Annotated in this window: 22 protein-coding genes and 1 riboswitch; of the genes, 11 read left to right on the top strand and 11 right to left on the bottom strand. The window is 31.7% G+C overall.

All coding sequences use genetic code 11. The features are described from left to right. Window positions 1-39 precede the first annotated feature (39 nt). The gene (gene bcp, locus CLV91_RS09950; RefSeq protein WP_121067234.1) at window positions 40-492 is read left to right on the top strand and encodes a thioredoxin-dependent thiol peroxidase; all 453 of its coding nucleotides are present in this window, start codon (window positions 40-42) and stop codon (window positions 490-492) included. Between the two features lie 54 nt (window positions 493-546). On the opposite strand, the gene CLV91_RS09945 is transcribed toward bcp, so the two are convergent. After that, window positions 547-2,010, bottom strand: coding sequence for a TonB-dependent receptor (locus tag CLV91_RS09945; protein ID WP_121067231.1), 1,464 nt, complete (start codon window positions 2,008-2,010; stop codon window positions 547-549). 88 nt (window positions 2,011-2,098) lie between these two features. On the opposite strand from CLV91_RS09945, the gene CLV91_RS09940 reads away from it, so the two are divergent. Together CLV91_RS09940 and CLV91_RS09935 are read left to right on the top strand one after the other, a co-directional pair. Then, entirely contained in the window at window positions 2,099-2,866 is a 768-nt protein-coding gene (locus CLV91_RS09940; RefSeq protein WP_121067880.1) for an MBL fold metallo-hydrolase, read from the top strand. Window positions 2,867-2,876: 10 nt separating this feature from the next. Further along, on the top strand, window positions 2,877-3,371 hold the full coding sequence (locus CLV91_RS09935) for a hydrolase (protein WP_121067229.1): 495 nt from the start codon (window positions 2,877-2,879) through the stop codon (window positions 3,369-3,371). Here the strand turns inward: CLV91_RS09935 and CLV91_RS09930 are convergent. The 8 genes from CLV91_RS09930 to CLV91_RS09895 all read right to left on the bottom strand — a co-directional run bounded on the left by CLV91_RS09930 (window position 3,368) and on the right by CLV91_RS09895 (window position 13,205). Then, on the bottom strand, window positions 3,368-4,027 hold the full coding sequence (locus CLV91_RS09930) for an alpha/beta hydrolase (protein ID WP_121067226.1): 660 nt from the start codon (window positions 4,025-4,027) through the stop codon (window positions 3,368-3,370). The two genes, CLV91_RS09935 and CLV91_RS09930, sit on opposite strands and share 4 nt — an antisense overlap. A gap of 3 nt (window positions 4,028-4,030) precedes the next feature. Further along, window positions 4,031-4,345, bottom strand: a complete 315-nt coding sequence (locus CLV91_RS09925) for a hypothetical protein (protein WP_245987171.1) — start codon at window positions 4,343-4,345, stop codon at window positions 4,031-4,033. A gap of 92 nt (window positions 4,346-4,437) precedes the next feature. Then, window positions 4,438-4,755 (bottom strand): DUF4870 domain-containing protein, encoded by a 318-nt coding sequence (locus CLV91_RS09920; RefSeq protein ID WP_121067220.1) that lies wholly within the window; start codon window positions 4,753-4,755, stop codon window positions 4,438-4,440. Between the two features lie 44 nt (window positions 4,756-4,799). Then, window positions 4,800-6,053 (bottom strand): dihydroorotase, encoded by a 1,254-nt coding sequence (locus CLV91_RS09915; RefSeq protein WP_121067211.1) that lies wholly within the window; start codon window positions 6,051-6,053, stop codon window positions 4,800-4,802. A gap of 51 nt (window positions 6,054-6,104) precedes the next feature. Further along, window positions 6,105-8,024, bottom strand: coding sequence for a BatA domain-containing protein (locus CLV91_RS09910; protein WP_121067208.1), 1,920 nt, complete (start codon window positions 8,022-8,024; stop codon window positions 6,105-6,107). A gap of 70 nt (window positions 8,025-8,094) precedes the next feature. Next, window positions 8,095-9,102, bottom strand: coding sequence for a glycosyltransferase family 2 protein (locus CLV91_RS09905; protein WP_121067205.1), 1,008 nt, complete (start codon window positions 9,100-9,102; stop codon window positions 8,095-8,097). 87 nt (window positions 9,103-9,189) lie between these two features. Next, complete coding sequence (locus CLV91_RS09900; RefSeq protein WP_121067202.1) at window positions 9,190-9,903, bottom strand: fibronectin type III domain-containing protein; 714 nt, start codon at window positions 9,901-9,903, stop codon at window positions 9,190-9,192. 5 nt (window positions 9,904-9,908) lie between these two features. Beyond that, window positions 9,909-13,205, bottom strand: a complete 3,297-nt coding sequence (locus CLV91_RS09895) for a T9SS type A sorting domain-containing protein (RefSeq protein ID WP_121067199.1) — start codon at window positions 13,203-13,205, stop codon at window positions 9,909-9,911. Between the two features lie 350 nt (window positions 13,206-13,555). Next, window positions 13,556-13,650, top strand: a riboswitch (TPP riboswitch). A gap of 116 nt (window positions 13,651-13,766) precedes the next feature. Here CLV91_RS09895 and thiS point away from each other — a divergent pair. From thiS to thiH, 8 genes are all read left to right on the top strand, one after another. Next, the gene (gene thiS, locus CLV91_RS09890) at window positions 13,767-13,970 is read left to right on the top strand and encodes a sulfur carrier protein ThiS (RefSeq protein ID WP_121067196.1); all 204 of its coding nucleotides are present in this window, start codon (window positions 13,767-13,769) and stop codon (window positions 13,968-13,970) included. A 109-nt stretch (window positions 13,971-14,079) separates the two neighbouring features. Beyond that, window positions 14,080-15,939: a phosphomethylpyrimidine synthase ThiC gene (gene thiC, locus CLV91_RS09885; protein WP_121067193.1), complete on the top strand. Its 1,860-nt coding sequence runs from the start codon at window positions 14,080-14,082 to the stop codon at window positions 15,937-15,939. Window positions 15,940-16,036: 97 nt separating this feature from the next. After that, window positions 16,037-16,624 (top strand): thiamine phosphate synthase, encoded by a 588-nt coding sequence (locus CLV91_RS09880; protein ID WP_121067190.1) that lies wholly within the window; start codon window positions 16,037-16,039, stop codon window positions 16,622-16,624. A gap of 30 nt (window positions 16,625-16,654) precedes the next feature. Then, window positions 16,655-17,008, top strand: coding sequence for a four helix bundle protein (locus CLV91_RS09875; protein WP_121067187.1), 354 nt, complete (start codon window positions 16,655-16,657; stop codon window positions 17,006-17,008). A gap of 1 nt (window position 17,009) precedes the next feature. Next, window positions 17,010-17,810: a hydroxymethylpyrimidine/phosphomethylpyrimidine kinase gene (locus CLV91_RS09870; RefSeq protein ID WP_121067184.1), complete on the top strand. Its 801-nt coding sequence runs from the start codon at window positions 17,010-17,012 to the stop codon at window positions 17,808-17,810. Between the two features lie 18 nt (window positions 17,811-17,828). After that, window positions 17,829-18,476, top strand: a complete 648-nt coding sequence (thiE, locus tag CLV91_RS09865; RefSeq protein WP_121067181.1) for a thiamine phosphate synthase — start codon at window positions 17,829-17,831, stop codon at window positions 18,474-18,476. 11 nt (window positions 18,477-18,487) lie between these two features. Next, entirely contained in the window at window positions 18,488-19,258 is a 771-nt protein-coding gene (locus CLV91_RS09860) for a thiazole synthase (RefSeq protein WP_121067178.1), read from the top strand. Between the two features lie 88 nt (window positions 19,259-19,346). Continuing rightward, the gene (thiH, locus tag CLV91_RS09855; protein WP_121067175.1) at window positions 19,347-20,456 is read left to right on the top strand and encodes a 2-iminoacetate synthase ThiH; all 1,110 of its coding nucleotides are present in this window, start codon (window positions 19,347-19,349) and stop codon (window positions 20,454-20,456) included. A 69-nt stretch (window positions 20,457-20,525) separates the two neighbouring features. Here thiH and CLV91_RS09850 read toward each other — a convergent pair whose 3' ends face one another. Both CLV91_RS09850 and CLV91_RS09845 read right to left on the bottom strand, forming a co-directional pair. Next, on the bottom strand, window positions 20,526-21,146 hold the full coding sequence (locus tag CLV91_RS09850) for a response regulator transcription factor (protein WP_121067878.1): 621 nt from the start codon (window positions 21,144-21,146) through the stop codon (window positions 20,526-20,528). A 563-nt stretch (window positions 21,147-21,709) separates the two neighbouring features. Beyond that, window positions 21,710-23,458: a PorP/SprF family type IX secretion system membrane protein gene (locus tag CLV91_RS09845; protein WP_121067172.1), complete on the bottom strand. Its 1,749-nt coding sequence runs from the start codon at window positions 23,456-23,458 to the stop codon at window positions 21,710-21,712. Window positions 23,459-23,537 lie beyond the last annotated feature (79 nt).

Below are 23,537 nucleotides of genomic sequence, written 5' to 3'. Positions count from 1 at the left end.
TATACAGAAATAGAACTATAAAACTAAATAAAATTATATATGAAAACATTAAAAGTAGGGGATAAAGTTCCAGATTTTTCTGTTAAAGATCAAGATGGTAATACTGTTAACCTATCGGACTATAAAGGAAAAAAACTTATTGTATTTTTTTACCCTAAAGCAAGTACACCTGGTTGTACAGCAGAAGCATGTAATTTAAGAGATAATTATGCAGAATTACAAGCGCAAGGTTATAGTTTACTCGGTGTTAGCGCAGATTCAGAAAAAAGGCAAGCCAAATTTAAAGAGAAATACGATTTTCCTTTTCCGTTACTTGCAGATGAAGATCATACTGTAATTAATGCATTTGGTGTTTGGGGACTTAAAAAATTTATGGGTAGAGAATATGACGGTATTCATAGAAAAACCTTTAAGGTAAATGAAGATGGTGTTGTAACTTTAGTTATAGATAAAGTAAAAACTAAGGACCATGCTGCACAACTTTTAGAGTAAAAAAAAGCATCAGATGTTTATCTGATGCTTTTTTTATGAGTTTTTACAAGAAAATTATTTTTTCTTAGTTACAATTTCATCTGGTTTTCTAACAAAAAGCTGCTTTTCTTTTATCATTTCGGCAAGACCTTTTGGTATCATTTCTTCCCATCCTTCTTCATTGTTTGTTATTTTTTTAAGAACATCTCTAGAGAAAATATGCATAATTTCTGGGTCATAATCAAAAATATCCATAACCTTTCCGTTGTATTTAAAGAACTTATAGAGTTCTTTCATTCTTGGATGTACTTTAACATTATTACTGGTCATTACTTGCCCAGTTTCTGCGTTTTTCATTGGGTATAAATAAACTTGTAAATCTTTAAAGAATAATTTACCAAATGCTTCTAAAATACCACCACTTAAATGTCTATAGTATTTTTCGTCAAAGATGTCTACTAAATTATTAACCCCCATTGTAAGGCCAATTCTAGCTTTGGTATAATTATTAAAATATTCTACAAGTTTGTAGTATTCTTGGAATTTAGAAATCATTACAGTGTGCCCTAAAGAACAAAGTAATTGAGCTCTATCCATAAAATCTTGTTCGTCAATCTCTCCAGAAGCTTTTAGGTTAGATAAGGTTATTTCAAAAATAACAATAGTTTTTTCTTGATCAACCATTTTGTCTCGTATGAAAATATCATACGATTTTTTAAACATATCTTCGTTAACCTTAGTTACAGGTCTAAAACTACCTCTAAGAGCTAGAATATTCTTTTTATATAAGACTGCGGCAGGTAATAAATTATTACCATCAGGCCCAAACATAACAGCATCTGTCATATCATTCTTAATAAGCCTTAAACTCATTAAGCGGTTATCTACATTTTCAAAATTAGGGCCAGAGAAATTAATCATATCAATTTCAACAGTATCTTTATCTATGTGATCGTATAGGTATTGTAATAATTTTTTTGGATTGTGGTATTTGTAAAAAGCACCATATATTAAGTTAACACCAAGAATACCTAAAGTTTCTTGTTGTAAGCGAGCTTCATTTTGTTTAAAACGAACATGTAAAATGATTTCGTCTAATTCTTTTTGTTTTGGGTCTAGTTGAAAACGAATACCAATCCAACCATGACCTTTATAACGCTTAGAAAAATCAATAGTTGCAACAGTATTTGCATAAGAGAAAAACAGACGATCTGGGTGGTTTTCTCTACTAATACGCTCTTCCATTAATTGCATCTCATAATCTAGCATTGTTTTTAAACGTGCTTGAGAAACGTATCGACCATCATTTTCTACCCCATAAATAGCATCACTAAAATCTTTATCATAGGCACTCATTGCTTTTGCAATTGTACCAGATGCGCCGCCTGATCTAAAAAAATGCCTTGCAGTCTCCTGACCTGCACCAATTTCAGCGAAAGTTCCATATATATCTGGGTTAAGATTTATACGTAATGTTTTTGCTTTTATAGAAGGAACGTTTTCAAATATATTATTATCCCTTTTAAGAACTGAAGCCATTTTTTAAAATTTAATTTTCACAAAGTTAGAAAGTTTGCGCAATCAATTAAATATTTATGTTATAAATTTGAAAGAAAATAATTATAGTTTGAAAATTACTTTTTTGGGAACAGGAACTTCGCAAGGAATCCCAGTTATTGGGAGTACGCATCCTGTATGTTTAAGCAGTAATCCAAAAGATAAAAGACTTAGAGTATCTGTTCTAGTTCGCTGGGAAAATTATAATTATGTAATAGATTGTGGACCAGATTTTAGACAACAAATGCTTTCAAATCCTATTTCTAGACTAGATGGGGTGTTATTTACACACGAACATGCAGATCATACTGCTGGTATAGATGATATTAGACCTTTTTTCTTTAGACAGGGAGATATTTCTATTTATGGGCATAAAAGAGTTTTAAAATCTTTAAATAAAAGATTTGATTATATTTTTGCACAGGAAAATAGATATCCTGGTGCTCCTGCAGTTTCTGCTAATGAAGTTATAAATAATAAAAACATACCTCTAGGAGGTATAGAAGTAATACCGATAGAAGGTGACCATAATAATTTACAAGTTTTTGGCTACAGGTTTCTAGATTTTACTTATTTAACCGATGTTAAGTATGTAGCAGAGGAAGAAATAGAAAAAATAAAAGGGTCAAAAGTTTTAGTAATTAATGCACTTAGAGAAGAAGCCCACCATTCTCATTTTAATTTAGAAGAAGCTTTAGCTTTTGTAAAAAAAGTGAGTCCAGACAAAGCTTATTTTACACATATTAGTCATCTTTTAGGTTTTCATGATGATGTGGAAAAAAAATTGCCAGAAAACGTACTTTTGGCTTACGATAACCTTACCCTCACTATTAAATAAAACCAAATTCATGAAAAATAAACTTTTTCTTTATCTATTTATTTTTGCATCTTTAATAGCATTATACCTTTTTGTTAGCGGCGGCTCTATGGTAGATGCCAAAGAAAAACGAATTGTTGGGCTAGAGAATAAAGTAATTCAATTACAAGATTCTGTACAAGTAACAGAACTTAAGGCGTTAGAAATGCAATATTTTTCTTTAGAAAATAATGACGATGCATTGGCATACTACGATCATTTAAATATAAAAGATGCAACACGTTACATTTCTGATAAATTACTAGAAACAAACGAGACTAAAGGAAATAATCCTTTAATACCTTATGAAGGTATGGAGAACGATTTTAAGATAAACAAGATTAAAATCTTAAATCACAAATGGATTATTGCCGATTTCTCTGATGGCAAATATTGGGGAGAGGTTCTTATTAAATATGAGCTTAAGGATGATTTAGGGGTAGATTTTTCTCTTGTTGATAACCTATTATACACTAGAAGCAATTAAATTTTATCTTCTAGCCACTTTTTAAAAGAATAGAAATTTTGTGGCGCTACACCATGACCTACAGGAAATTCTTCATACACATGTTCTATTCCTAAATTAGAAAGAAAAGGTGCCGATTTTTGTGCCCATTCTACAGGAATTACTTGGTCTACAGAGCCATGAGAAGCATATATATTTAAAGAAGTATGTAATTTTTTTGTATAACCTTCTTTTAAAATTGCTTCATTAATGTAGCCACTTAAAGCTATTACATTTTTTATTTTTTCTGGGTAGGATAAAGCAACAGCATAACTAAGAATGGTACCTTGGCTAAATCCTAATAAAGTTACATTGTCTTTGTCAAGACTATAGGTTTTGCAGGCTTCATCTATAAAATTTATTATTTTATCTCTAGATTCTATAGCTTGTTTATCATCACTCCATTTTCCTTTTTCTGCATCAAAATTAATCGCATACCATGCATTACCTTGTGGTTGCATAGGGTAGGGAGCTCTTACCGATATTATGCAAAGTTCTTCTGGCAATTCTGGAGAAAAAGAGTATAAATCTTCTTCATTACTACCGTAACCATGAAACATAAATAAAACCGGAATTTTTCCTTCTGTAATAGTAGAAGGTTTAATTAAGTGTTCTAGAGATAATGGAGCTGTTGTCATAAATTATTGAATAAAAGTAAACCATTTTTGAAATAAAGGACCTAAAACAGGAACCGATTGTTTTTTATCTGTAATAGCACCAATGAAACCATATCCCCATAAAATAATATAAAAAATATACAATCCATACCATGCATAGGTATTAAACCATTGACTTAAAAATAAGGCAAAACCTAAAAAAGTAATATGTAAACCAAAAGCTTGTCTAGTATGAAACCTAGCATAATCATGCTTTGGCTCTAAATTCATGGTAATTGCTATTAAAGCACCTACAATAGTAAAGTATGCTGTTATTGCTGTAGTTTTTCCTTCAGGCATTCTTGAAATTTTTTGCAAGTTATACATTTTGAAACTAAAAAAGAGGTGCAATTTGCACCTCTTTTTGTTATTCTATAAAATAGAATACTTTATTATCCAATATCACCAATAATTGGCAATTTTTCATCTTTTAAGTTATTAGCATTCATTACCCCTAATACCATAAAAACTAGTGGTGCATAGGATAAAAACCTTAGGATAGAAAGCCCAGTAACAGATATTATAATTCCAATAGAAACAGATATTATTATCCCTAGGATAAATACTCTTAAAGATTGCCCTATATGGAAAGAAACAAACTCATTTTCTTTATCCCCTCTGGTGCTAAAATATGCTATTAACAATCCAATAACAGTAATGTAGCTTATTATAGCCATTGTTTTTCCTTGTTCTTTTGTGCTCTGATCCATTTTGTTTAGTTTTTAGTGGTTGTTATTATAATATTTAAAGGTAGTTAAAAAAGAACTTCATTATTGGCAATAATACCATATGCTTTTCCTTTAAGTTCTTTTCCTATAAATGCAGAGTTTTTACTAGTAGAAACGCTCTCTTCTCTTTTAAAGATAAAAGTTTCTTCCGGGTTAAAAAGCGTAATAAAAGCTTTTTCTCCTTCTTTAAATTTAAGAGTCTCTAAGCCATATCTTTCCCTTCCTTTTGTTAAAAGTTCAATAGTTTTTTCTAATCCAAAAAGAAGATTAAGAGAACCAAAAGCACTTTCTAAACCAGTGGTGCCATAGTCTGCATTATCAAACTCTACTTTCTTATTTTCAATATTTATTGGTGTGTGGTCCGATGTTACAAAATCTATGATTCCGTCTTTAACTCCTTTTACTAAAGCTTTACAATCTTTATTAGTTCGTAAAGGTGGCATTACTTTGTAATTACTATCAAAATCATGTAAAACAGTATCGTCAAAAATTAAATTATGTATGGCAACACTACAACTTACATTAAGTCCTTTCTTTTTTGCGTCGGCTATTAATTTTACTCCGTTTGCTGTAGATATTGTTGGTATGTGTAGTTTGCCTCCAGCATATTCCAATATAAATAAATCTCTAGCTATTTGAAGTTCTTCTGCTAGTGCAGGAATACCTTTTAATCCTAATTTTGTACTAACGGTTCCTTCGTTTACAATACCTTTACCTGCTATTTTTTTGTCTAAAGGATAAGAGTATACTAACCCTTCAAAACTTTCGGTATATTGTAAAGCAATTTTTAAAAGATTAGGATTGCTTATTGGGTGTTTTGCATCATAAAAACCAACTGCACCCGCATTTTTCATATCAAATAATTCTGCTAAAGATTCTCCCTTTGCATCGTTAGTTAGGCATCCTAAAGGGTATAAATTTACTCCTTTATTTTGGGCAGCATTTTTTAAGAAAACAATATCAGAACTAGTATCTGGAACAGGGGTAGAGCTAGGGTTTAGAACTAGGTCTGTAAAACCGCTTTTGGCAGCAGTTGCTATTCCATTAGCAATAGTTTCTCTTTCCTCATAACCTGGTTCCCCAAAGCTTACACTACTATCAAACCAACCAATAGATACATGTAAATTTTTTAGCTTTATTTCTTTTGTATTTGCTGGAGTATCTATTTTAGATGCTATAGAAATGATGCTTCCATCCTTTATAAGAATATCTCTTTTTTTAAGATGAAGTGCTTTATTGGAACTATCGACTATTATGGCAGATTTTAAAAGTATATTCATAATACGTTGCTTTTCTTTTAATCGGTCTTTTTTAGTGTAAAAAGATATATCTTACTTTAAAAATTTTTGAAATATTATTTCAAGAAATACAAAAAGCAATGCTAAAATAACAAACCATTTCCAAAGGGCATTTATAGAGTTGTTTTTTTGCATTTCTGTAAAAAGGTTTTCTATGCTTGATCCAACACTTTTTGCATTTAAATTTTCTAGTGGTACATAAAGTAAATTACTTTCCTTACGAGGATAATTAAAACTTATGTTCTGTATTATATTCTCTTTATTTATTATTTGATATGTACCATCTTGCGTAGGATTATCAAAAAAGGATAAACTTACTTTATTAGCAAGAGATATTTGTCTTGGTATAAATTGATATTCCCCTTTTTTTACCTTTAAAATTTGGTCTTTTCCTAAAGAAACGTTTAAATCTAAAGTTGTATTAGTTCCTAGTTGTGTATATAATTTTGGCAATTTTAAACTTTGTGTAGCCATAGAATAAAAAGTAGGGACAATTAAAGGCGAATTTTTAAAATTAGAATTCTCCTTGGAAAGCGAAGCAGAAAAAAGATAAAACCCTTTAGAACCTATTAAGAATGCTGCATTATTTTGATAAGATAATACTGTAGGGGCATTAGAGTTTATAGTATAATTAGTTTTAGTAATTGGGTTTTGAAAATTGGTTACTTTTTTCTCAAATACATTAGTATATAAAGGGTGATTAAAAGTAATGTTTGCTATTTTTTGCTCTTTGTTTATGTTTTTTTGTAGACTACTATTATAATAAGATGATGTTAATGTTTTATAAGAGTTTGTATTAATAGTAACGTCTGGAATAATAATTAATGTTCCTCCTTCTTTTGTAAACGAATGTAAAGCAGTAGTTAAAGAATTAGGAATGGTAGCCAACTCATTAAGAACTATAGTGTTTTGCTTTTGTAATAAACTATAGTTGAGATTTTTTAGAGAAAGGGATTTGAGACTAAATTTATCTTTGGTATATATTCTATTAAGGAAAGAATTATTTTTTCCTATTACTAGCACCTTTATTTTAGGAGCAATAGCTAAGTTAAAATATAAGTTGTTATCGTATTTAAGTCCTTTATCTACAATATGTAATTTCCCATGTATAGTTTCGTTTTTTGGGATAGTAAAAGTTACGGTTGCTTTTTTGTTATTATTAAAAACGGCTGCGGTTTTGGCAATAAGTTTGTTATTGTTATAAAGAGAAACTGGCGTACTTTCAGTATCTGTAGCACTAGTTAACTTTGCAATAATATTTAAGTTTTCATCTCGAACTTCCTTTAAGTAAAGAGAATCTATGCTAATATTAGATATGTTACTTGGTCTTTTAACAATAAAGTTGGTATTACTTTTTTGTAAACTATCTAGCTTTATAGCAGCCATGTTTTCTTGAAAATCAGAAATTACTATGCTATTTTTTATAGAGGAAGTATTATCAGAAAAAAGGGTGCTTGCTTTTAATAAAATAGCATCTAAAGGTAACTGTGAGGTACTATGTTCTAAAGAAAGTAAGTTGTTTTGAATTTCTTTAATGGTTACATTTTTATAAACTTTATTGTTGGTAAAAAGACTTATTTTTTCATTCTTTGGAATGGCTTTAAGTAATTCTTGAATACTAGAATTTAGTAAAGTTCCATTCTCTGTAGTTGCTTGCATGCTAAAAGAATTGTCTATATAAATTACAGTTTCTTTTTTAGCTAAAGCTGTTTTACTTGCTAAAAAAGGTTGTGCAAAAGCAAGAATTAATGCTGCAATAATTCCTAATCTACTTAATAATAATAACCATTTTTTTATAGAACTGCTTTTTCTGGATTCAGCAATAACTTCTTGTAAAAGTTTTACATTGGTAAAAGGTGTTTTTTTAAATTTTCGAAGCTGAAAAAGATGAATAATAATAGGGATAACTAGTAGAAAAAGCCCCCAAAGAAGATCTGGATATTTAAACAGCATTCATCATATTAATTTCCCAAAGATACTTAAAAAATTAAGCATAAGTTTCTTTTTTTATTTAAGAAATATTCTAGCAAAAGATAAAGTAATCTTTTCCCTGTTGTTTGTTTTTTTCTAAGAAAAATTTTTTAATTTTTAGTTGTTCTTCTTCATTTGCAACAGTGATTATACATTGCGGATTTTGTAACTCAGAAATAGAATTAAAATGCTCTAGGGTTTTGTTATAAATTTCTTTCCCAATTTTTTTTGGGTTATCGCAATGCCAAGTAAATGGAATGTTTTTTGAGTTTAAAATTTTAGCTATTTCCTTTCCTTTATTTCCTGCACCCCAAAGGGCAAGAGGTCTATTCGCATTAAAATCTAATTCTAAAAAATAATGCATTTTTAGATCAATAAAGTAATTAGCTGCATAATGTTCACTAGTTCTAGAAGTTCGGTAACTATAATCTCGCCAATGGTGTAATACTATATTGCAAGGAATTACTTTTAAATCATTTTTGTAAAATCTAAAAGCTAAGTCGTAATCTTCAGGATATCTACTAGAGAAAAAAGCACCACTAGTATCAAAATCATCCTTGTGTACCATCCAACAAGGAGAAGGGATTACACATTCTTTATATATTTCTTTAAAATTATCGCCCTTTTCGGTTAGAGAGTTTAGCCAAGATTCGTAACGGGCATAACCATTGCTAATACCTTCTTTAGCAAAATAATGTACTTTACCTGTAGCCAAATAACCAGTTCCTTTTTCCGTTAAACTTTCTACCATAATAGAAAGTTTATTTTTTGGCATAATATCATCAGAATCCATTCTTGTAATAAAATTTCCTGTGCTTTTTGCATAAGCTAATCGTAATGCGTCAATAATTCCTGTTCCAGAATTAGAATACACTTTAATTTTGTTACAATTTTTTGCATATGTCTTTAAAATAGATAAGCTAGAATCTGTAGAGCCATCATCGATAGCTAAAACTTCCCAATTTTTATATTCTTGTTGTAGTATAGAATCAAGGCACTCTTCTAAAAATTTTTCTGTGTTTTTTACCGGAATAAGGATGCTTACTAAAGAATTTTGCATGGGTGCAAGGTAATTAAAAGGAAAAATAAAATATTGTTCTTTTGTATTCTTCCTTTTAATTATATGTGAAATTAGGAGTGACTATTTTTAATTGGCACTAAAACTCCATACTTGACCTATAGCTTGTCCACTGTTAGTATCTTTAGAAACAATTTGCCAATAATAGGTGGTAGCTGTATTTATGTTAACATTTAAAGACTCCGCAGTTTGGTTGTCACCAACTTTAGTTACAGGAGGATTTACAGTGTCAAAATATACATCATAAGTAAGAGGGTCATTGTCAACGTCACTGCCGCTCCATTCTAAATTAATAGATACACCTGATACATTCTCATCAATTGCTGGTGCAATTAACTTAGGTGAAAAGGGTAAATGATTTGTTTCTCCTACACCCTCTGTATAAAACTGATATGTTGTAGAGTACTCACTACTTAAATTTTTACTATCTATTGCTTTAACACGCCAGTAGTATGCAACCTCTTTTTCTAAAGTTACCATTTTAGAAGTTGTAGAAACGTCATAGGAATTATCTATGGTAGAAAATGCATTGTTTTTTGAAATTTCAAGCAAGTAAGAGACACTATCGCCATCTGGGTCTGTAGAAGCTTCCCATTTAAAATCTAAAACGTTTGTAATACACAATAGATTATTGGTTGGGTATGTTAAAGAAGAAACTGCAGAAGGTGCGTGGTTTTCTGGAGGTGGTGTGCCCGGTTTATCATCACCTTCAGAACCATTTCCACTTTTTGAGCATGAGAACAATAAGCCCCCAATTATAATTAATAAATTTATTTTTTTCATTGTTTTTAGTTCTTTATAATTTGGAAATACGTAGGTTTTTTTCCTTTAATTTTTACAAAATATATTCCTGCAGGGTTGTTTTCTAAATTCAGATTTACTTTTCCTGATTGTATTTTGTATACTTTAGAAGAGACTAATTGAGAATTTATATTATATAACTCTATAGAAATATTGCCCTCATTCATAGGTAATGAAAGTTGAAAAGCATTGTTTGTTGGATTAGGATAAGCTATTGTTGTGTGTAATAAATCAATAGATTTAACAATAGTTCCTTCACATAAAACACCTGATTTTACTTTAACAACATCACCATGATTAACATCTACAGAAAAAGAGTTGGATAGTGTTTCGTATACTACTTGGTCGTTTATAGAAACACTAAAAGGAGCTGTTCCTTTTTCTATATTTAAAGAAAATTTGTGTTCACTTAATAAAGATATTCCTTGAATCTCTGCGGCTTCTTTTATTTCAATATTAAAACATTGACTTTCTGTTTTTCCGTCTATAGAAATACATAAATTATAATTGCCAGGTTCAATATTTTCTAGTGTAATATCTTTAGTGAAATCTGTAGTAGTACCATTAAAAGAAACAATGTAATCATTACTACTATTGGCAACAATATTTATTTTACCATTGTTTTGATTAGGACATGTTTCGGTAGTTATTGCTATAGTAAAATCAGCGTCAAATACCGTTTTTTCTACGGTAGATATTTGAGCTTTGTACCATCCACTTCCCCAACCAGCAGACCAAATAATATTTTGATCATAAGGATCTGGTTTAAGGTCAACTATTCTATCAGAATGTGCTAAGCCTTTATTTATTTTTGTCCAAGCAGTACCACCATCAAGAGAAAGGTAGGCACCAGGGTTTTTAAAATCATTAGCCTTTGTGTAAATTTGAGTAGCAGCAGAAATTAAAATAATATTAGAGTCTAAAGGAGACGTTTCTGTTTGCCATATAAAAGGCGCTTCAAAAATACGATCCCATGTAGCTCCATCATCAGTACTTTTCCAAACACCACCTGCATTAAATACTCCAGAACGAGAACCTGCAGATAAAAACATGTCTTTTGTATTTCTATCAATAAATATATCGTTAACAGATGCTATTTCCGAAGGTATTGTCATTGGTGTCCAGCTAACAGCACCATCAACAGATTTGTATAAAGCTCCTACAGGATGATTTAATGTTGCAAAAATTGTTTGTGGGTCATCAGGATGCATAGCAATCTCACTTACGCTAGTATTAGATAGGGGACTAGGGTTATTAACATTCCATGTAACCCCGCCATCATTAGATCTATAAACTCCATATTGTCCTTGAGTTAAAGTTGGACCAGGACCAGAGCCACCAACACCTCTTACATTTCTATTTACAGCAACAAAATACATGTTATTTGGAGTAACCGGATCTATTAGTAGTGAACGTTGATGTGCAACACTGGATGAGATTCCAGAAGCTGCATCAAAAATAGTAGCTATGTTTGACCATGTTTGTCCTCCATCTGTAGACTTACGTACTTTACCTCTGTGGGTTTGACGATCTACTAAAGTATAAATAGTGTTTGGGTCATTTGGGTGTACTGCTACCGCAGAGATAGAATGTGCAGATTTGTAACCTCCAGTATCAAAAGTTTGACCTTCAATTTGTTCTATTACTACAGCATCTGGATTTGCCCAGCCATCTAAATCTGTTGTTTGCCATAAACCATGCTCGCCACTACATAGTAGTTTACGATTTTGTATACCAGTTTCTAATAACATAAATCTTCCTGGAAGCGCATTATTACCTCGTCCAACCCATTTGTTACTTCCTGAATTGGTTTCAAAATCATCTATTTGTTCCCAGCTATTTCCACTATTATTTGTTCTAAATGTTTGTTGAGCGATAACGGTAAAAACATCACCATTGGCATTTATAGCTAGTGCTCGTGTACCTTGGATTTCACTTAAATCATCCATTTCTGTTTGTACATGAGAAAAATCCATATTAGCAGTAGTTGTACTAAGGCCTGTTTTGTTATTCCAATAACTAGCATTACTGTTATTTAGCCAATATTTCCCGTTTCTAGCGCAGGGAAACCAAGTAGTTCCTCCATTTTCTGTTTTCCAAATATCTCCAGGGCCAAAACCATAGTCGTGTTTTGTGTTTTGAGAAATGTAAATTTCATCTTTGTTTAATGGATTAACAACGATTCTATTAAAGACAGATAGTACATTAGACGGATAGGTAGTATGTGTAGCTTTAGAATCATTTATAGACATACCAAACCAATAGCCTAATGATCTGTGGTAGCGATTACGTGCAGACCAGTCTGTAACTGTTGTAAAATCTATACCTAAATCACCAGTAATACTTGTCCAGCTTGCGCCATTATCGGTACTCTTATATACCCCTCCTGTAGAGTTTATAGCGCTACCACTAGCTGTAAAAACAGTTTGTTCTACAAGAAATAAAGTAAAAGTTCCTGTGCTTGATTCGTAATGAGATGTTAAGTCACGAGGTAAGTTATTAGGTAAACCTGTTGAATTTGCAGTCCAAGTGTCTCCAGTGTCGGAACTTACATAAACACCATGACTAGTTGCCATAATCATATTTTGTGGGCTACTAGGGTTGAATATAATTCTACCTACATCTAAATCATTAGAAAGATTAGTAGCTACTTTTGTCCAGTTAGCTCCTTTGTCAGTTGTTTTCCATACATAACCATAACTAGCTCTACTTTGTTTTCCTCCGTTTGGATTTGCTTGACTTCTACGTACCGCTTTAACGTTCCAGAAATCACCAGCACCTAAAAACCAAATATTATCATTTGTAGGGTGTATAGCAACTTTAGAATGTACCAGCCCCATGTTGGAAACTGAACTCCAAGTTTTTCCTCTATCATTAGTTTCATAAATTTCACCTCTTGTATTACTGGATGTTTGGTTACTGGAAAAGGCTATTCCTAAATCTGGATTTTGTGTTGAAAATTGAATGTCAATCACACGTCTCATTTCTAGTCCAGAACCATCGTAATCTTTTAGTGTCTGCCAAGTTAGACCGCCATCCCATGTACCAAAACTAGCGTGCATATCTGGACCACTAAACATAACGTTTGTATCTGTTGGGTGACACCAAAATTCTTCACAATAACCAGATGTGCCAGGAGCAAAGCTTTCCCACTCTATATCTGGGTCAGATACAACACGCTCTGTTTTTATCTTATTAAAGAAATCAGGGTCGGTTTGTGCACGTGCACTAAATTGAAAAAATACTATGGTAAGAAATAGGATTATTTTTGTTGCTATTTTCATTTAATTAAATATTATAATATTGCAGAATAGCTGCTAATTTTTGGTAACTATAGAATGCGTTTCAAAAAACTATTAGGCATATAAAAAGTTTTTTAATTATCGCATACCTATTTGTTACAAATTAAGTGTACATCGGGTTTTCGTAACGATTTTTATGATTGTTTTTTTACACCATATGATCAAAATTATAGGGTTTGATATATGGTAGTACGAATGTCTTTTGTTGATATTAACCCTTCTTTTGGCGTCTTTTACGAAAGAATTTTACAAGAATGTACAAGGCAATTACAACAAAAAATAAAATAATACTCTTTTGTATTTTTGCTTGTATTTTTTATATACATTTACAGGGTAAACTTTAGGGGTGTTCCTTTTTTGGGACTGAGACATACCCTTTGAACCTGATGCGGTTAGTACCGCCGAAGGGAAAAGTTGAAAAACGTATTGCAATATACGTTTGCAACATTTTCATAGAATGCACCTTATTTTCTTCCGGTGTATGTTTATTTCAAAGTCGTTTTAGCCCTTTAAGATTTACAGCATATTTTAAATATACTGTATATGATTACTATTTATGTTAATGATTCTCCGTTAGAGATACGGAAAAATACCAACGTTTTAGAGCTTTTAAAAGAACTAAAATTTCCTATTCAAGGAGTTGCAGTAGCAATAGATAATACGGTTATACCAACTGCTACTTGGGAAACACATCTCTTAGACACTAATAATAAAGTTTTAATAATTCAGGCTGCACAAGGCGGGTAAAAAAGTAAAGAGTAATTAGTATTAAGTACTAAGTAGCTCATTTTAATAAAAAATATATAATCAAGGAATACTTAGTACTTAGTACTCAGGACTTAATACTTTCAAAGAAATGAAAAACAAAGACACAGCACCAAAAGAAGGGCAAATAACCAGAAATCCCTTTCCAAACTCTAAAAAGATTTATGTGCAAGGAAAAATTCACCCGCAAATTAAAGTTGCAATGCGTGAAATTTCTTTGAGTGACACTAAAGATTCTATGACAGGAAAATTGACTCCAAACGAGCCGGTTACAGTATATGATACTTCAGGGCCTTATACAGACCCAAGTAAAGATATTAATGTACATAATGGTATTGAAAGAATTAGGGAGCAGTGGATATTAGATCGTGAAGATGTAGAGGAATTAGATGCTTTCACTTCAAAATATTGTAATGAGCGTTTAAACGATTCTAGTTTAGATCATATGCGTTTTGATTTAAAGCATAAACCTAAGCGTGCTAAAAAAGGGCAAAACGTAACACAATTGCATTACGCTAAAAAGGGAATTATTACCCCTGAGATGGAGTATATTGCTATTCGCGAAAATCAGCGAATTGATGAAATGACGGAGATAAGAAAGCAACACAAAGGAGAACACTTTGGGGCTTCTATTCCAGATAAAATCACACCAGAATTTGTGCGTTCAGAAGTAGCAAGAGGTCGTGCCGTAATACCATCAAACATAAACCACCCAGAAGCGGAACCGATGATTTTAGGCCGTAACTTCTTAGTAAAAATAAATGCAAATATTGGTAATTCTGCCACCACTTCATCCATTGAAGAGGAAGTAGAAAAAGCGGTATGGGCTTGCCGTTGGGGAGCAGATAATATTATGGATCTGTCTACAGGACAAAACATTCATGAAACTCGCGAGTGGATTGTGCGTAACTCACCAGTTCCAGTAGGGACAGTACCAATTTATCAAGCTTTAGAAAAAGTAAATGGTGTTGCCGAAGATTTAACCTGGGAAATTTTTCGTGATACGCTAATAGAACAAGCAGAACAAGGTGTAGATTACTTTACCATTCACGCTGGTGTTTTGTTGCGTTATGTACCAATGACCGCAAAACGTGTAACAGGAATTGTATCTCGTGGAGGTTCTATTATGGCAAAATGGTGTTTAGCACACCACAAAGAAAGTTTCTTGTATACTCATTTTGAAGAGATTTGCGAGATTTTAAAATCTTATGATGTGGCTTTCTCTTTAGGAGACGGATTACGTCCAGGTTCTGTAGCAGATGCTAATGACGAAGCGCAGTTTGCAGAATTAGAAACTTTAGGAGAATTAACGCAAATAGCTCGTAAGCATGAAGTTCAGTGTTTTATAGAAGGGCCAGGTCACGTGCCCATGCATATGATTAAAGAAAACATGGAAAAACAAATCGAGGTTTGTGATGAAGCTCCTTTCTATACCTTAGGGCCTTTAACAACAGATATCGCTCCAGGTTATGACCATATTACTTCCGGTATTGGAGCAGCAATGATAGGATGGTATGGTTGCGCTATGTTATGTTACGTAACACCTAAAGAACACTTAGGATTACCAAATAAAGAAGATGTACGTGTAGGTGTGGTAACTTATAAGTTGGCTGCCCATGCTGCTGATTTAGCTAAAGGTCACCCAGGGTCTCAGCATAGAGATAATGCTTTGAGTATGGCGCGTTTTGAATTCCGTTGGGAAGATCAGTTTAACTTAGGATTAGATCCAGAGCGTGCTCGCGAATATCATGATGAAACCTTACCTGCAGCAGGAGCTAAAGTTGCGCATTTCTGTTCTATGTGTGGCCCAAAATTCTGTTCTATGAAGATTTCACAGGAAGTTAGAGATTTTGCTGCAGAGAATGAAATTGTAGATAATGAAGTTATTGCAAAAGGATTCGAAGAAAAATCTGAAGAATTTAAAGAAAAAGGTTCAGAAATATACCATTAGTAAATAATACAATTGGCAATGTGCAATTAACAATAACTCTTGAGTTATATATTATTGTTCATTGTTCATTGTCAATTGTACATTGTTAATTGACAAAATGATAGTTTTAATAGCACCAGAAAACGATGTTGCCAACGAAATTGAAATATTGAACCAGTTATTTCAAGAAGGTTTACAGTATTATCATTTAAGGAAACCTAATAAAAACTATGCGGAACATTGTGCGTATTTAAATCTAATACATTCAAAATACCATAACCGCATAGTAGTGCATTATTTTCATGAGTTAATAAATGAGTTTTCTTTAAAAGGAATTCATTTTCAAGAACAGAAAAGAATAGACCATATAGATAATCCTGGGCAGTATTTTTTAAACTTAAATATGTATGGAAAAACAATTAGTTCTTCTTTTCATGAACCGAAAGTGTTAGAGAATTGCGATTTTGAATTTGATTATCATTTATTAAGTCCCGTGTTTTCATCCATATCTAAAAAAGGCTATGAAGGTCGTGGTTTTAATGTGAATAATATTGATAAAAGAATTGTGGGTATGGGAGGTGTAACTACTACGAATCTATCTGAGTTTGATAAACTAGGTTATAAAGGTGTTGGTGTTTTAGGGGGAATTTGGAATAGTAATGAACCAGTGGAAATTTTTAAAACAATGAAACGTCACTTCAATTAACAATGTACAATTGGCAAAGAACAATTTACTATGAGTAAAAATATTATTTTAGATAAAACCTATGACTTTGCAGTGGAAGTAGTTAAACTTTCACAGAAATTAGTTTCTGAAAAGAAAGAATACGTTTTGTCTAAACAAATACTACGCTCGGGAACTTCAATAGGAGCGAATACGGAAGAAGCTATTGGAGGGATTTCTAAAAAAGATTTTATTTATAAATTATCAATTGCCTATAAAGAAGCTCGTGAAACCAAATATTGGTTAAGAATATTAAAAGATACTGGATACATCAACCAAGAAGAATTTAAAATTTTGTTTGATAAAGTTGAAGAAATCCTAAGGATATTGTACAAAATCATCAATTCATCTAAAAACAATATCTAATATGGGGAAAAGGAATTGTTCATTGCCAATTGATAATTGCATATTGACTATAGCTGGTCACGACCCTTCAGGGGGTGCTGGTTTAACTTCAGATATTAAAACATTTGAAGCGCATGGTTTGTATGGACTTTCTGTTTGTAGTGCGATAACAGTTCAAAATGATATTGATTTTAAAGCATGTATTTGGACAGACACAGAAGTGATTTTAGCTCAAATTGAAACACTTTTTGAGCGTTTTGAAATTTCAGTTGTTAAGATTGGAATTATTCAGTCTTGGGAGATATTGTCAGAAGTTTTAGATAAGTTGCATATCTTAAATTCAGAAGTTAAAATTATAGTAGACCCAATACTAAAAGCAACAGCAGGTTTTGATTTTCATGCAACCGAAAATCAAAATTTGTTAGACTGTATTTGGGATAAGTGCTTTTTAATCACACCCAATTACGATGAAATTAAGCTGCTATACCCAGAAAAAGATATAGAGGCAACCATTGCGCATATTTCAGAAAAAACAAATATCTATTTAAAAGGCGGACATAGAACCGATAAAAAAGGTTGGGATGAATTGTATTATAATAAAATTGTTCAAATCAATATAGAACCTAAAGCAAAAAGTGTTTATGAAAAACACGGAAGTGGTTGTGTATTATCTTCTTCTTTAGCTAGTAATATAGCTTTGAAAATAGAATTAGATGACGCTGCTAAAAATGCAAAATATTATACAGAACAGTTTTTAAATTCTAACGATTCTCTCTTAGGGTTTCATCAAAAAATTAATACTATTAAATCCTCAAATTCTTAACTTCTAATAAATATAAAAATGATTATACCTAAACTACATTATATATCGCAAGGAGAAAGTCCGCAGGAACATTTAAATAATATTCAAAAAGCATGTACATCTGGCGCGGAACTAGTGCAATTGCGTTTAAAAAATGTATCAGAAAAGAAGATTTTGAAAATAGCGATGAAAGCACGTGAGATTACGGGGCATTTTCAAACAAGGCTTATTATAAATGATTATTATAAAATAGCTAAGGAAGTAAAAGCAGATGGAGTTCATTTAGGAAAGAAGGATACGTGTCCTATAGAAGCACGTAAATCTTTAGAATCGTGGCAAATTATTGGTGGCACAGCAAATACTTTACAGGATTGTGAGGCATTAGTCACTAAAGGAATTGACTATATAGGTTTGGGGCCATATAGGTATACAACAACTAAGGAAAACTTAAGTCCAGTACTAGGTATTTTAGGATACCAAGCGATTTTAGATGAGTTAAAAGCGGATACGCCAATTATTGCTATTGGTGGTATTGTAACAGAAGATGTTTCAGAGATTTTAAAAACGGGAATTTCTGGTATTGCAGTTTCTGGAGAAATTACTAGAGATTTTAATAAAATAGGGGAGTTTCATAACTTATTAAATACAGGTAGTGCTTTAGAACAACGCCATAGTTTTGAAAAATAATAGAATGTAAAATGAAAGATATTTTAAAAATAGCCGATAAGACTTTTAATTCAAGATTATTTACTGGAACAGGTAAATTTAATAGTTCGCAAAAAATGAGAGAGGCTGTATTGGCTTCGGAAAGCGAATTGGTTACGGTTGCCCTAAAACGAGTAAATGTCCAGAATGAGAATGATGATATGCTGGCACATTTAAAAGGGAATCATATTAATTTATTACCAAATACTTCTGGTGTTCGTACAGCAAGGGAAGCTGTTTTTGCGGCAGAATTAGCAAGAGAAGCATTGCAAACTAATTGGGTGAAGTTAGAAATTCATCCAGATCCTAAATACTTATTACCAGACCCAATAGAAACTTTAAAAGCTGCAGAAGAATTAGTTAAGCAAGGTTTTGTGGTTATGCCCTATATACACGCAGACCCCGTTTTATGTAAACGTTTGGAAGAAGTAGGAGTACAGTGTGTTATGCCCTTAGGAGCGCCAATTGGGAGTAATAAAGGTTTAAAGACAATAGATTTTTTAGAGATTATTATTGAACAAAGTACCGTTCCGGTTATAATAGACGCGGGTATTGGTGCGCCATCTCATGCGGCTTATGCTATGGAATTGGGAGCTGATGCCGTTTTGGTTAATACTGCAATTGCAGTGTCACAAAACCCAGTAGAAATGGCTACTGCATTTAAAATAGCAGTACAAGCTGGTAGAATGGCATACAATGCAAAATTAGCGCCTGTAAGGAAAGAAGCGGAAGCTAGTAGTCCGCTAACTTCTTTTTTAAGTTAGTTTTTGATATCAACTCTTAGCCTTTAGCAAAAGAAGTATTTTTTAACAACGAACAACAGATAACCAAAAATCAAAAGCCAGAAAATAAATGTCTTTTAAAAGCACCTTTGAAAAATACGATTGGGATATTTTAGAGAAAGAAATATATACTTATTCTTCAGAAGATGTTAAACAAGTTCTTCAAAAAGAAAAGATAGATTTAGAAGATTTTAAGATTCTTATATCTCCTGCTGCTAAGCCGTTTATTGAGGAGATGGCACAACGTAGTAGTGCAATTACTAAAAAACGTTTTGGAAATACAATGCAAATGTATGTGCCTATGTATTTGTCTAACGAATGCCAGAATATTTGTACCTATTGTGGTTTTAGTATGACAAATAAAATTCCAAGAAAAACACTTACAGATGCAGAGATATTAAAAGAGGTAAAACATATAAAAAATTTAGGCTATGACCATATTTTATTGGTCACAGGAGAGGCTAATAGAACGGTTGGTGTTTCGTATCTTAAAAATGCAATAGAGCTTATAAAAAAACATTTTTCTAATATAAGCATAGAAGTGCAGCCATTAGATCAAGAAGAATATGAAGAATTAGTTGCTGAAGGTTTGTATGCGGTTTTAGTATATCAAGAAACGTATCATAAAGCAACGTATAAAGAGCATCACCCAAAAGGAAAAAAATCTAACTTCGATTATAGATTAGATACTCCAGATAGACTAGGAAAAGCGGGAGTACATAAAATAGGAATAGGAGCTTTGTTTGGTTTAGAAGATTGGAGAGTTGATAGTTTCTATACCGCTTTACATTTAAAATATTTGCAAAAAACGTATTGGAAAACTAAGTATTCTATTTCTTTTCCAAGACTGCGGCCACATGAAGGCGAGGTACAGCCAAAAGTAGAAATGACGGATGCTGATTTGGTGCAATTAATCTGCGCGTATAGGTTGTTAGATGAGGACGTGGAGTTATCTATGTCTACCAGAGAGAGCCAACTATTTAGAAATAATATTATAAAACTAGGAATTACTTCTATAAGTGCAGAATCTAAAACCAACCCAGGGGGTTATAGTGTAGAGCCACAATCTTTAGAACAGTTTGAAATATCGGATGAGCGATCTACTGCCGAGGTTGCTAATATGATAAAATCGCAAGGGTATGAAGTGGTTTGGAAAGATTGGGATAAAAGTTTTGTTTAAAGTACAAAATAATATAACCCCTATAATAATGAAATCATAGAGGCTATATTGGGCACAATACAGTATTATTTACATTTGTTGTAGTTTGTATAAAGCTTCAGATTTACTGTTTACGTTTAGTTTTTCATATATATTTTGAATATGGTAATTAATAGCGCTAGGAGTAACAAATAAAGTTTCTGCTATATCCTTGTAAGTAGCTCCCTTACATAAATGATCTACAATTTGATTTTCTCTACTGGAGAAAAAAGCATAGGTCTTTTTTCGAAAATTCTGAATAACCTGTTTAATTATAGCATTACCCATAATTTCGCCCTCAGATGAAATAGTATGTAAGGCTCTTTTTAACCTTTTAGAGCTTAATGGTTTTGTTAAATACCCATTAGCACCATTTTTAAAAGCTTTTTTTATAAGCTCAAAAGAGGGGTTTTTGCTAATCATTATAATTTTTACATATGGGTCTTTTCTTTTTAATTGTGCTATTCCATTTATACCATTGCTTCGTAGTAAATCTACTTCAGAAACTATAATATTAGGTTTTAAGGAATCATATTTCTCTAATACTTCATAGACTGTGGTGTAAATTCCTATTAAGGAATACTCCTCAAAATTTTTAAAGTATTCTTTATAGATAGCATTATAATTAGGGTCTTTTTCTATTACTATTATTTTGTGCAAATTAGATTTCATAAGCTGTGTTTTTAATACTTGCATTCTTATCTGGGGGGATTAAAAATGCAAGTAATATTATTAAAAAAATGGTGTTATGCTTTTTAAATAAAACATAGGAATCCCTTTCTAAAAGAAAAACATTTTTTTTAGATAGTGTTAAAGCAACTGTAAATAGTAGCTTTAAAGCTCTTTAATACTTTTTAATAAGTAGTAATAGAAGAATTATAATGCTGTCGTAGGTTAAGAAAATTTAGATGCATTATTTGCTGTAAAAGTTGTCGTATTCCAGGAACTATTTTTCGAAATTTTAGAATACTAGATTTTTTAGAGTAAAGTTTTACTTCCATATTTGGGGGGTTTTAGGGTTAAACATATACCTATTTATTCGCTTACTTAAATATATTAATTTATTGTATTTAATCGTTTAAATTGCGCGAAAATTCGTTCAAATGCATTCTTTTTGTTGAATTTTTTATTTTTGTTAGATGAAATGCACTAATAATAAAAAGGAGGGAAGTGTTACTCCCCCCAGAGTCCCTCCTTTTATCTGCACAAAAACATTTAGTTTTTTTAAAACACTATTAATCTTCGTAAATATTGGCAGCGGTTGCTGTATTATTATTTACTTGCATAATCCATTTTTCATGATTGTATTTTCCATTTAGGTTTGATGTATATGCTATTTCGGCATCTTGCTTGTAATTATAATCTGCTAAATACACGTAGTAGAGTCCGTTTTCTTTATTAAAAAACTTTCTGGCATCTAAGCCTTGTTCTTTTAAAGTATGTATAAAGGAGTCTAAATATTTTTTAGTCTTATATACGTTTGCTATAACATAGTAGCCAGATTTTACTCCCACAATATCCTCTTGGTCCAATACTTTAATAGGAAGCTTTACATAATGTCTTGTTTCTTTATTGGGTAATGATTTTATAATTTTTGTTTTAGGGGTACTTGTCTTTTTATGTACTGCAAGACTATTATATGTTTTTTTAACAGGTATGGTAGTAGGTTTTTCAGTCGTATTTCTTCTAATTTCTGATTTTACTAAACGTGCTAAAGTTTTAAATCGCTGCTCTAAATCTTTATTTCGAGCGGCTTCAATAGAGTCTTGTCTCATAATTAATGCATCTAATATTAATCTATTTTCATAGGCCAAATCATTTGTATTTAGAGGTGTTTTTATTATTTTTTCAACTACAATTTCTTTCTTTTTCTCAATTTTTTCTTCTTCTTTTATGGTATTCGCTACTTTAATTGCTTGGTTTTCAGCAAGCACTTCGTTTTTATCAGCTATAAGTTGTAATATTTGCTCTTCATAGTTACGTATAATACCATCTATTTTTTTGTCTTGTGAGTTTTCTGTAAATGCACCACCATAAGCATTTGTATCTTTAAAAGTATACGCAAGTGATAGTTCGTGATTCCACCCAAGGTTAGCTTCTTCTGTGGCTACATTTTTTTCCATTAAATATCCTAAAGACATTTTTTTACTTAAGTTAAATCCAACTCCTGCCGAAATTCCATTTTCTAGATCATAGGTGCCTTGTAGCCATCCATATTTAGGCATATCTAACACCAAAGCTCCCATATAAGAAATAGAATTATCTATATTTTGACCTATTTGTAATAGTGGAAGCAGTCTAGCTTCTTTAAAAATACCTCTCGTGTTATTAAAATCATAGGTATACTGTAAAGATGCTTTTATAGTTTTAGAATTAATATTTGTGCTAAACTCATTGGTACTTTGATTGTACTTTAGTAAATCTGTAGCATAAATGCCAATATCAAATTTACCAATAGAAAGAGCCATGCCTGGTTGTATAGCTAGCTTACTTTCTTTTTTTGCATCACTAATTTGCGTATCATTTGTATTAGCAACAATTCTATTTTTGTCTACACCTTCATTGTAATACGTAATATTAGTACCAAAAGTAAGTTTGCTATTAGCACCTAATTGTACACCTGTAGCATAATTAGCATTAAAGCCAAATTGTTGCACTACGCCAGACCATTGGCTATATACACCAATACCTAAAGCAGTGTTCTCATTTATTAAATTGCTAAATCCTAAATAATAATTCTGACTATTATCTTCAAAGGTGGTATACTGGTTACGGTGTAAAATTGTTAGGTAGGATTTATTCTCGCGAACTAGAGAGAACGTGGGGTTTACTAAATACCTATTAAAAAACAATTGATTGTGGTAACCATTATTACTGTTACTATTGGTAACTGTTTCTTGTGCATTTACTGTTTGCATTTGTAATAGCAGGTAAACAATAATTAGTACACAACTTTTTAGAATTTGGGGGGTGGAGTTCTGCATGACACTAAAATTTGGGTTCTTTTTACTCGATAATCGAGATTTAAATGCTCCGAGGCTTACCTCGAAATCAAAATTAGTT

The organism is Maribacter vaceletii (assembly GCF_003634105.1).
GTDB classification, from domain to species: Bacteria; Bacteroidota; Bacteroidia; order Flavobacteriales; family Flavobacteriaceae; genus Maribacter_B; species Maribacter_B vaceletii.
This window is presented reverse-complemented; position numbering and strand designations above follow the sequence as displayed.

Bases quoted from the DNA above. Each gene is read 5' to 3' on its own strand.
- thiE (WP_121067181.1), top strand. From the start codon at position 17,829: ATGATTATACCTAAACTACATTATATATCGCAAGGAGAAAGTCCGCAG.
- thiS (WP_121067196.1), top strand. From the start codon at position 13,767: ATGATTACTATTTATGTTAATGATTCTCCGTTAGAGATACGGAAAAAT.
- CLV91_RS09880 (WP_121067190.1), top strand. From the start codon at position 16,037: ATGATAGTTTTAATAGCACCAGAAAACGATGTTGCCAACGAAATTGAA.
- CLV91_RS09905 (WP_121067205.1), bottom strand. From the start codon at position 9,102: ATGCAAAATTCTTTAGTAAGCATCCTTATTCCGGTAAAAAACACAGAA.
- bcp (WP_121067234.1), top strand. From the start codon at position 40: ATGAAAACATTAAAAGTAGGGGATAAAGTTCCAGATTTTTCTGTTAAA.
- CLV91_RS09845 (WP_121067172.1), bottom strand. From the start codon at position 23,458: ATGCAGAACTCCACCCCCCAAATTCTAAAAAGTTGTGTACTAATTATT.
- CLV91_RS09870 (WP_121067184.1), top strand. From the start codon at position 17,010: ATGGGGAAAAGGAATTGTTCATTGCCAATTGATAATTGCATATTGACT.
- CLV91_RS09915 (WP_121067211.1), bottom strand. From the start codon at position 6,053: ATGAATATACTTTTAAAATCTGCCATAATAGTCGATAGTTCCAATAAA.
- CLV91_RS09895 (WP_121067199.1), bottom strand. From the start codon at position 13,205: ATGAAAATAGCAACAAAAATAATCCTATTTCTTACCATAGTATTTTTT.
- CLV91_RS09945 (WP_121067231.1), bottom strand. From the start codon at position 2,010: ATGGCTTCAGTTCTTAAAAGGGATAATAATATATTTGAAAACGTTCCT.
- thiH (WP_121067175.1), top strand. From the start codon at position 19,347: ATGTCTTTTAAAAGCACCTTTGAAAAATACGATTGGGATATTTTAGAG.
- CLV91_RS09925 (WP_245987171.1), bottom strand. From the start codon at position 4,345: ATGCCTGAAGGAAAAACTACAGCAATAACAGCATACTTTACTATTGTA.
- CLV91_RS09920 (WP_121067220.1), bottom strand. From the start codon at position 4,755: ATGGATCAGAGCACAAAAGAACAAGGAAAAACAATGGCTATAATAAGC.
- CLV91_RS09935 (WP_121067229.1), top strand. From the start codon at position 2,877: ATGAAAAATAAACTTTTTCTTTATCTATTTATTTTTGCATCTTTAATA.
- CLV91_RS09900 (WP_121067202.1), bottom strand. From the start codon at position 9,903: ATGAAAAAAATAAATTTATTAATTATAATTGGGGGCTTATTGTTCTCA.
- CLV91_RS09875 (WP_121067187.1), top strand. From the start codon at position 16,655: ATGAGTAAAAATATTATTTTAGATAAAACCTATGACTTTGCAGTGGAA.
- CLV91_RS09910 (WP_121067208.1), bottom strand. From the start codon at position 8,024: ATGCTGTTTAAATATCCAGATCTTCTTTGGGGGCTTTTTCTACTAGTT.
- CLV91_RS09850 (WP_121067878.1), bottom strand. From the start codon at position 21,146: ATGAAATCTAATTTGCACAAAATAATAGTAATAGAAAAAGACCCTAAT.
- thiC (WP_121067193.1), top strand. From the start codon at position 14,080: ATGAAAAACAAAGACACAGCACCAAAAGAAGGGCAAATAACCAGAAAT.
- CLV91_RS09860 (WP_121067178.1), top strand. From the start codon at position 18,488: ATGAAAGATATTTTAAAAATAGCCGATAAGACTTTTAATTCAAGATTA.
- CLV91_RS09930 (WP_121067226.1), bottom strand. From the start codon at position 4,027: ATGACAACAGCTCCATTATCTCTAGAACACTTAATTAAACCTTCTACT.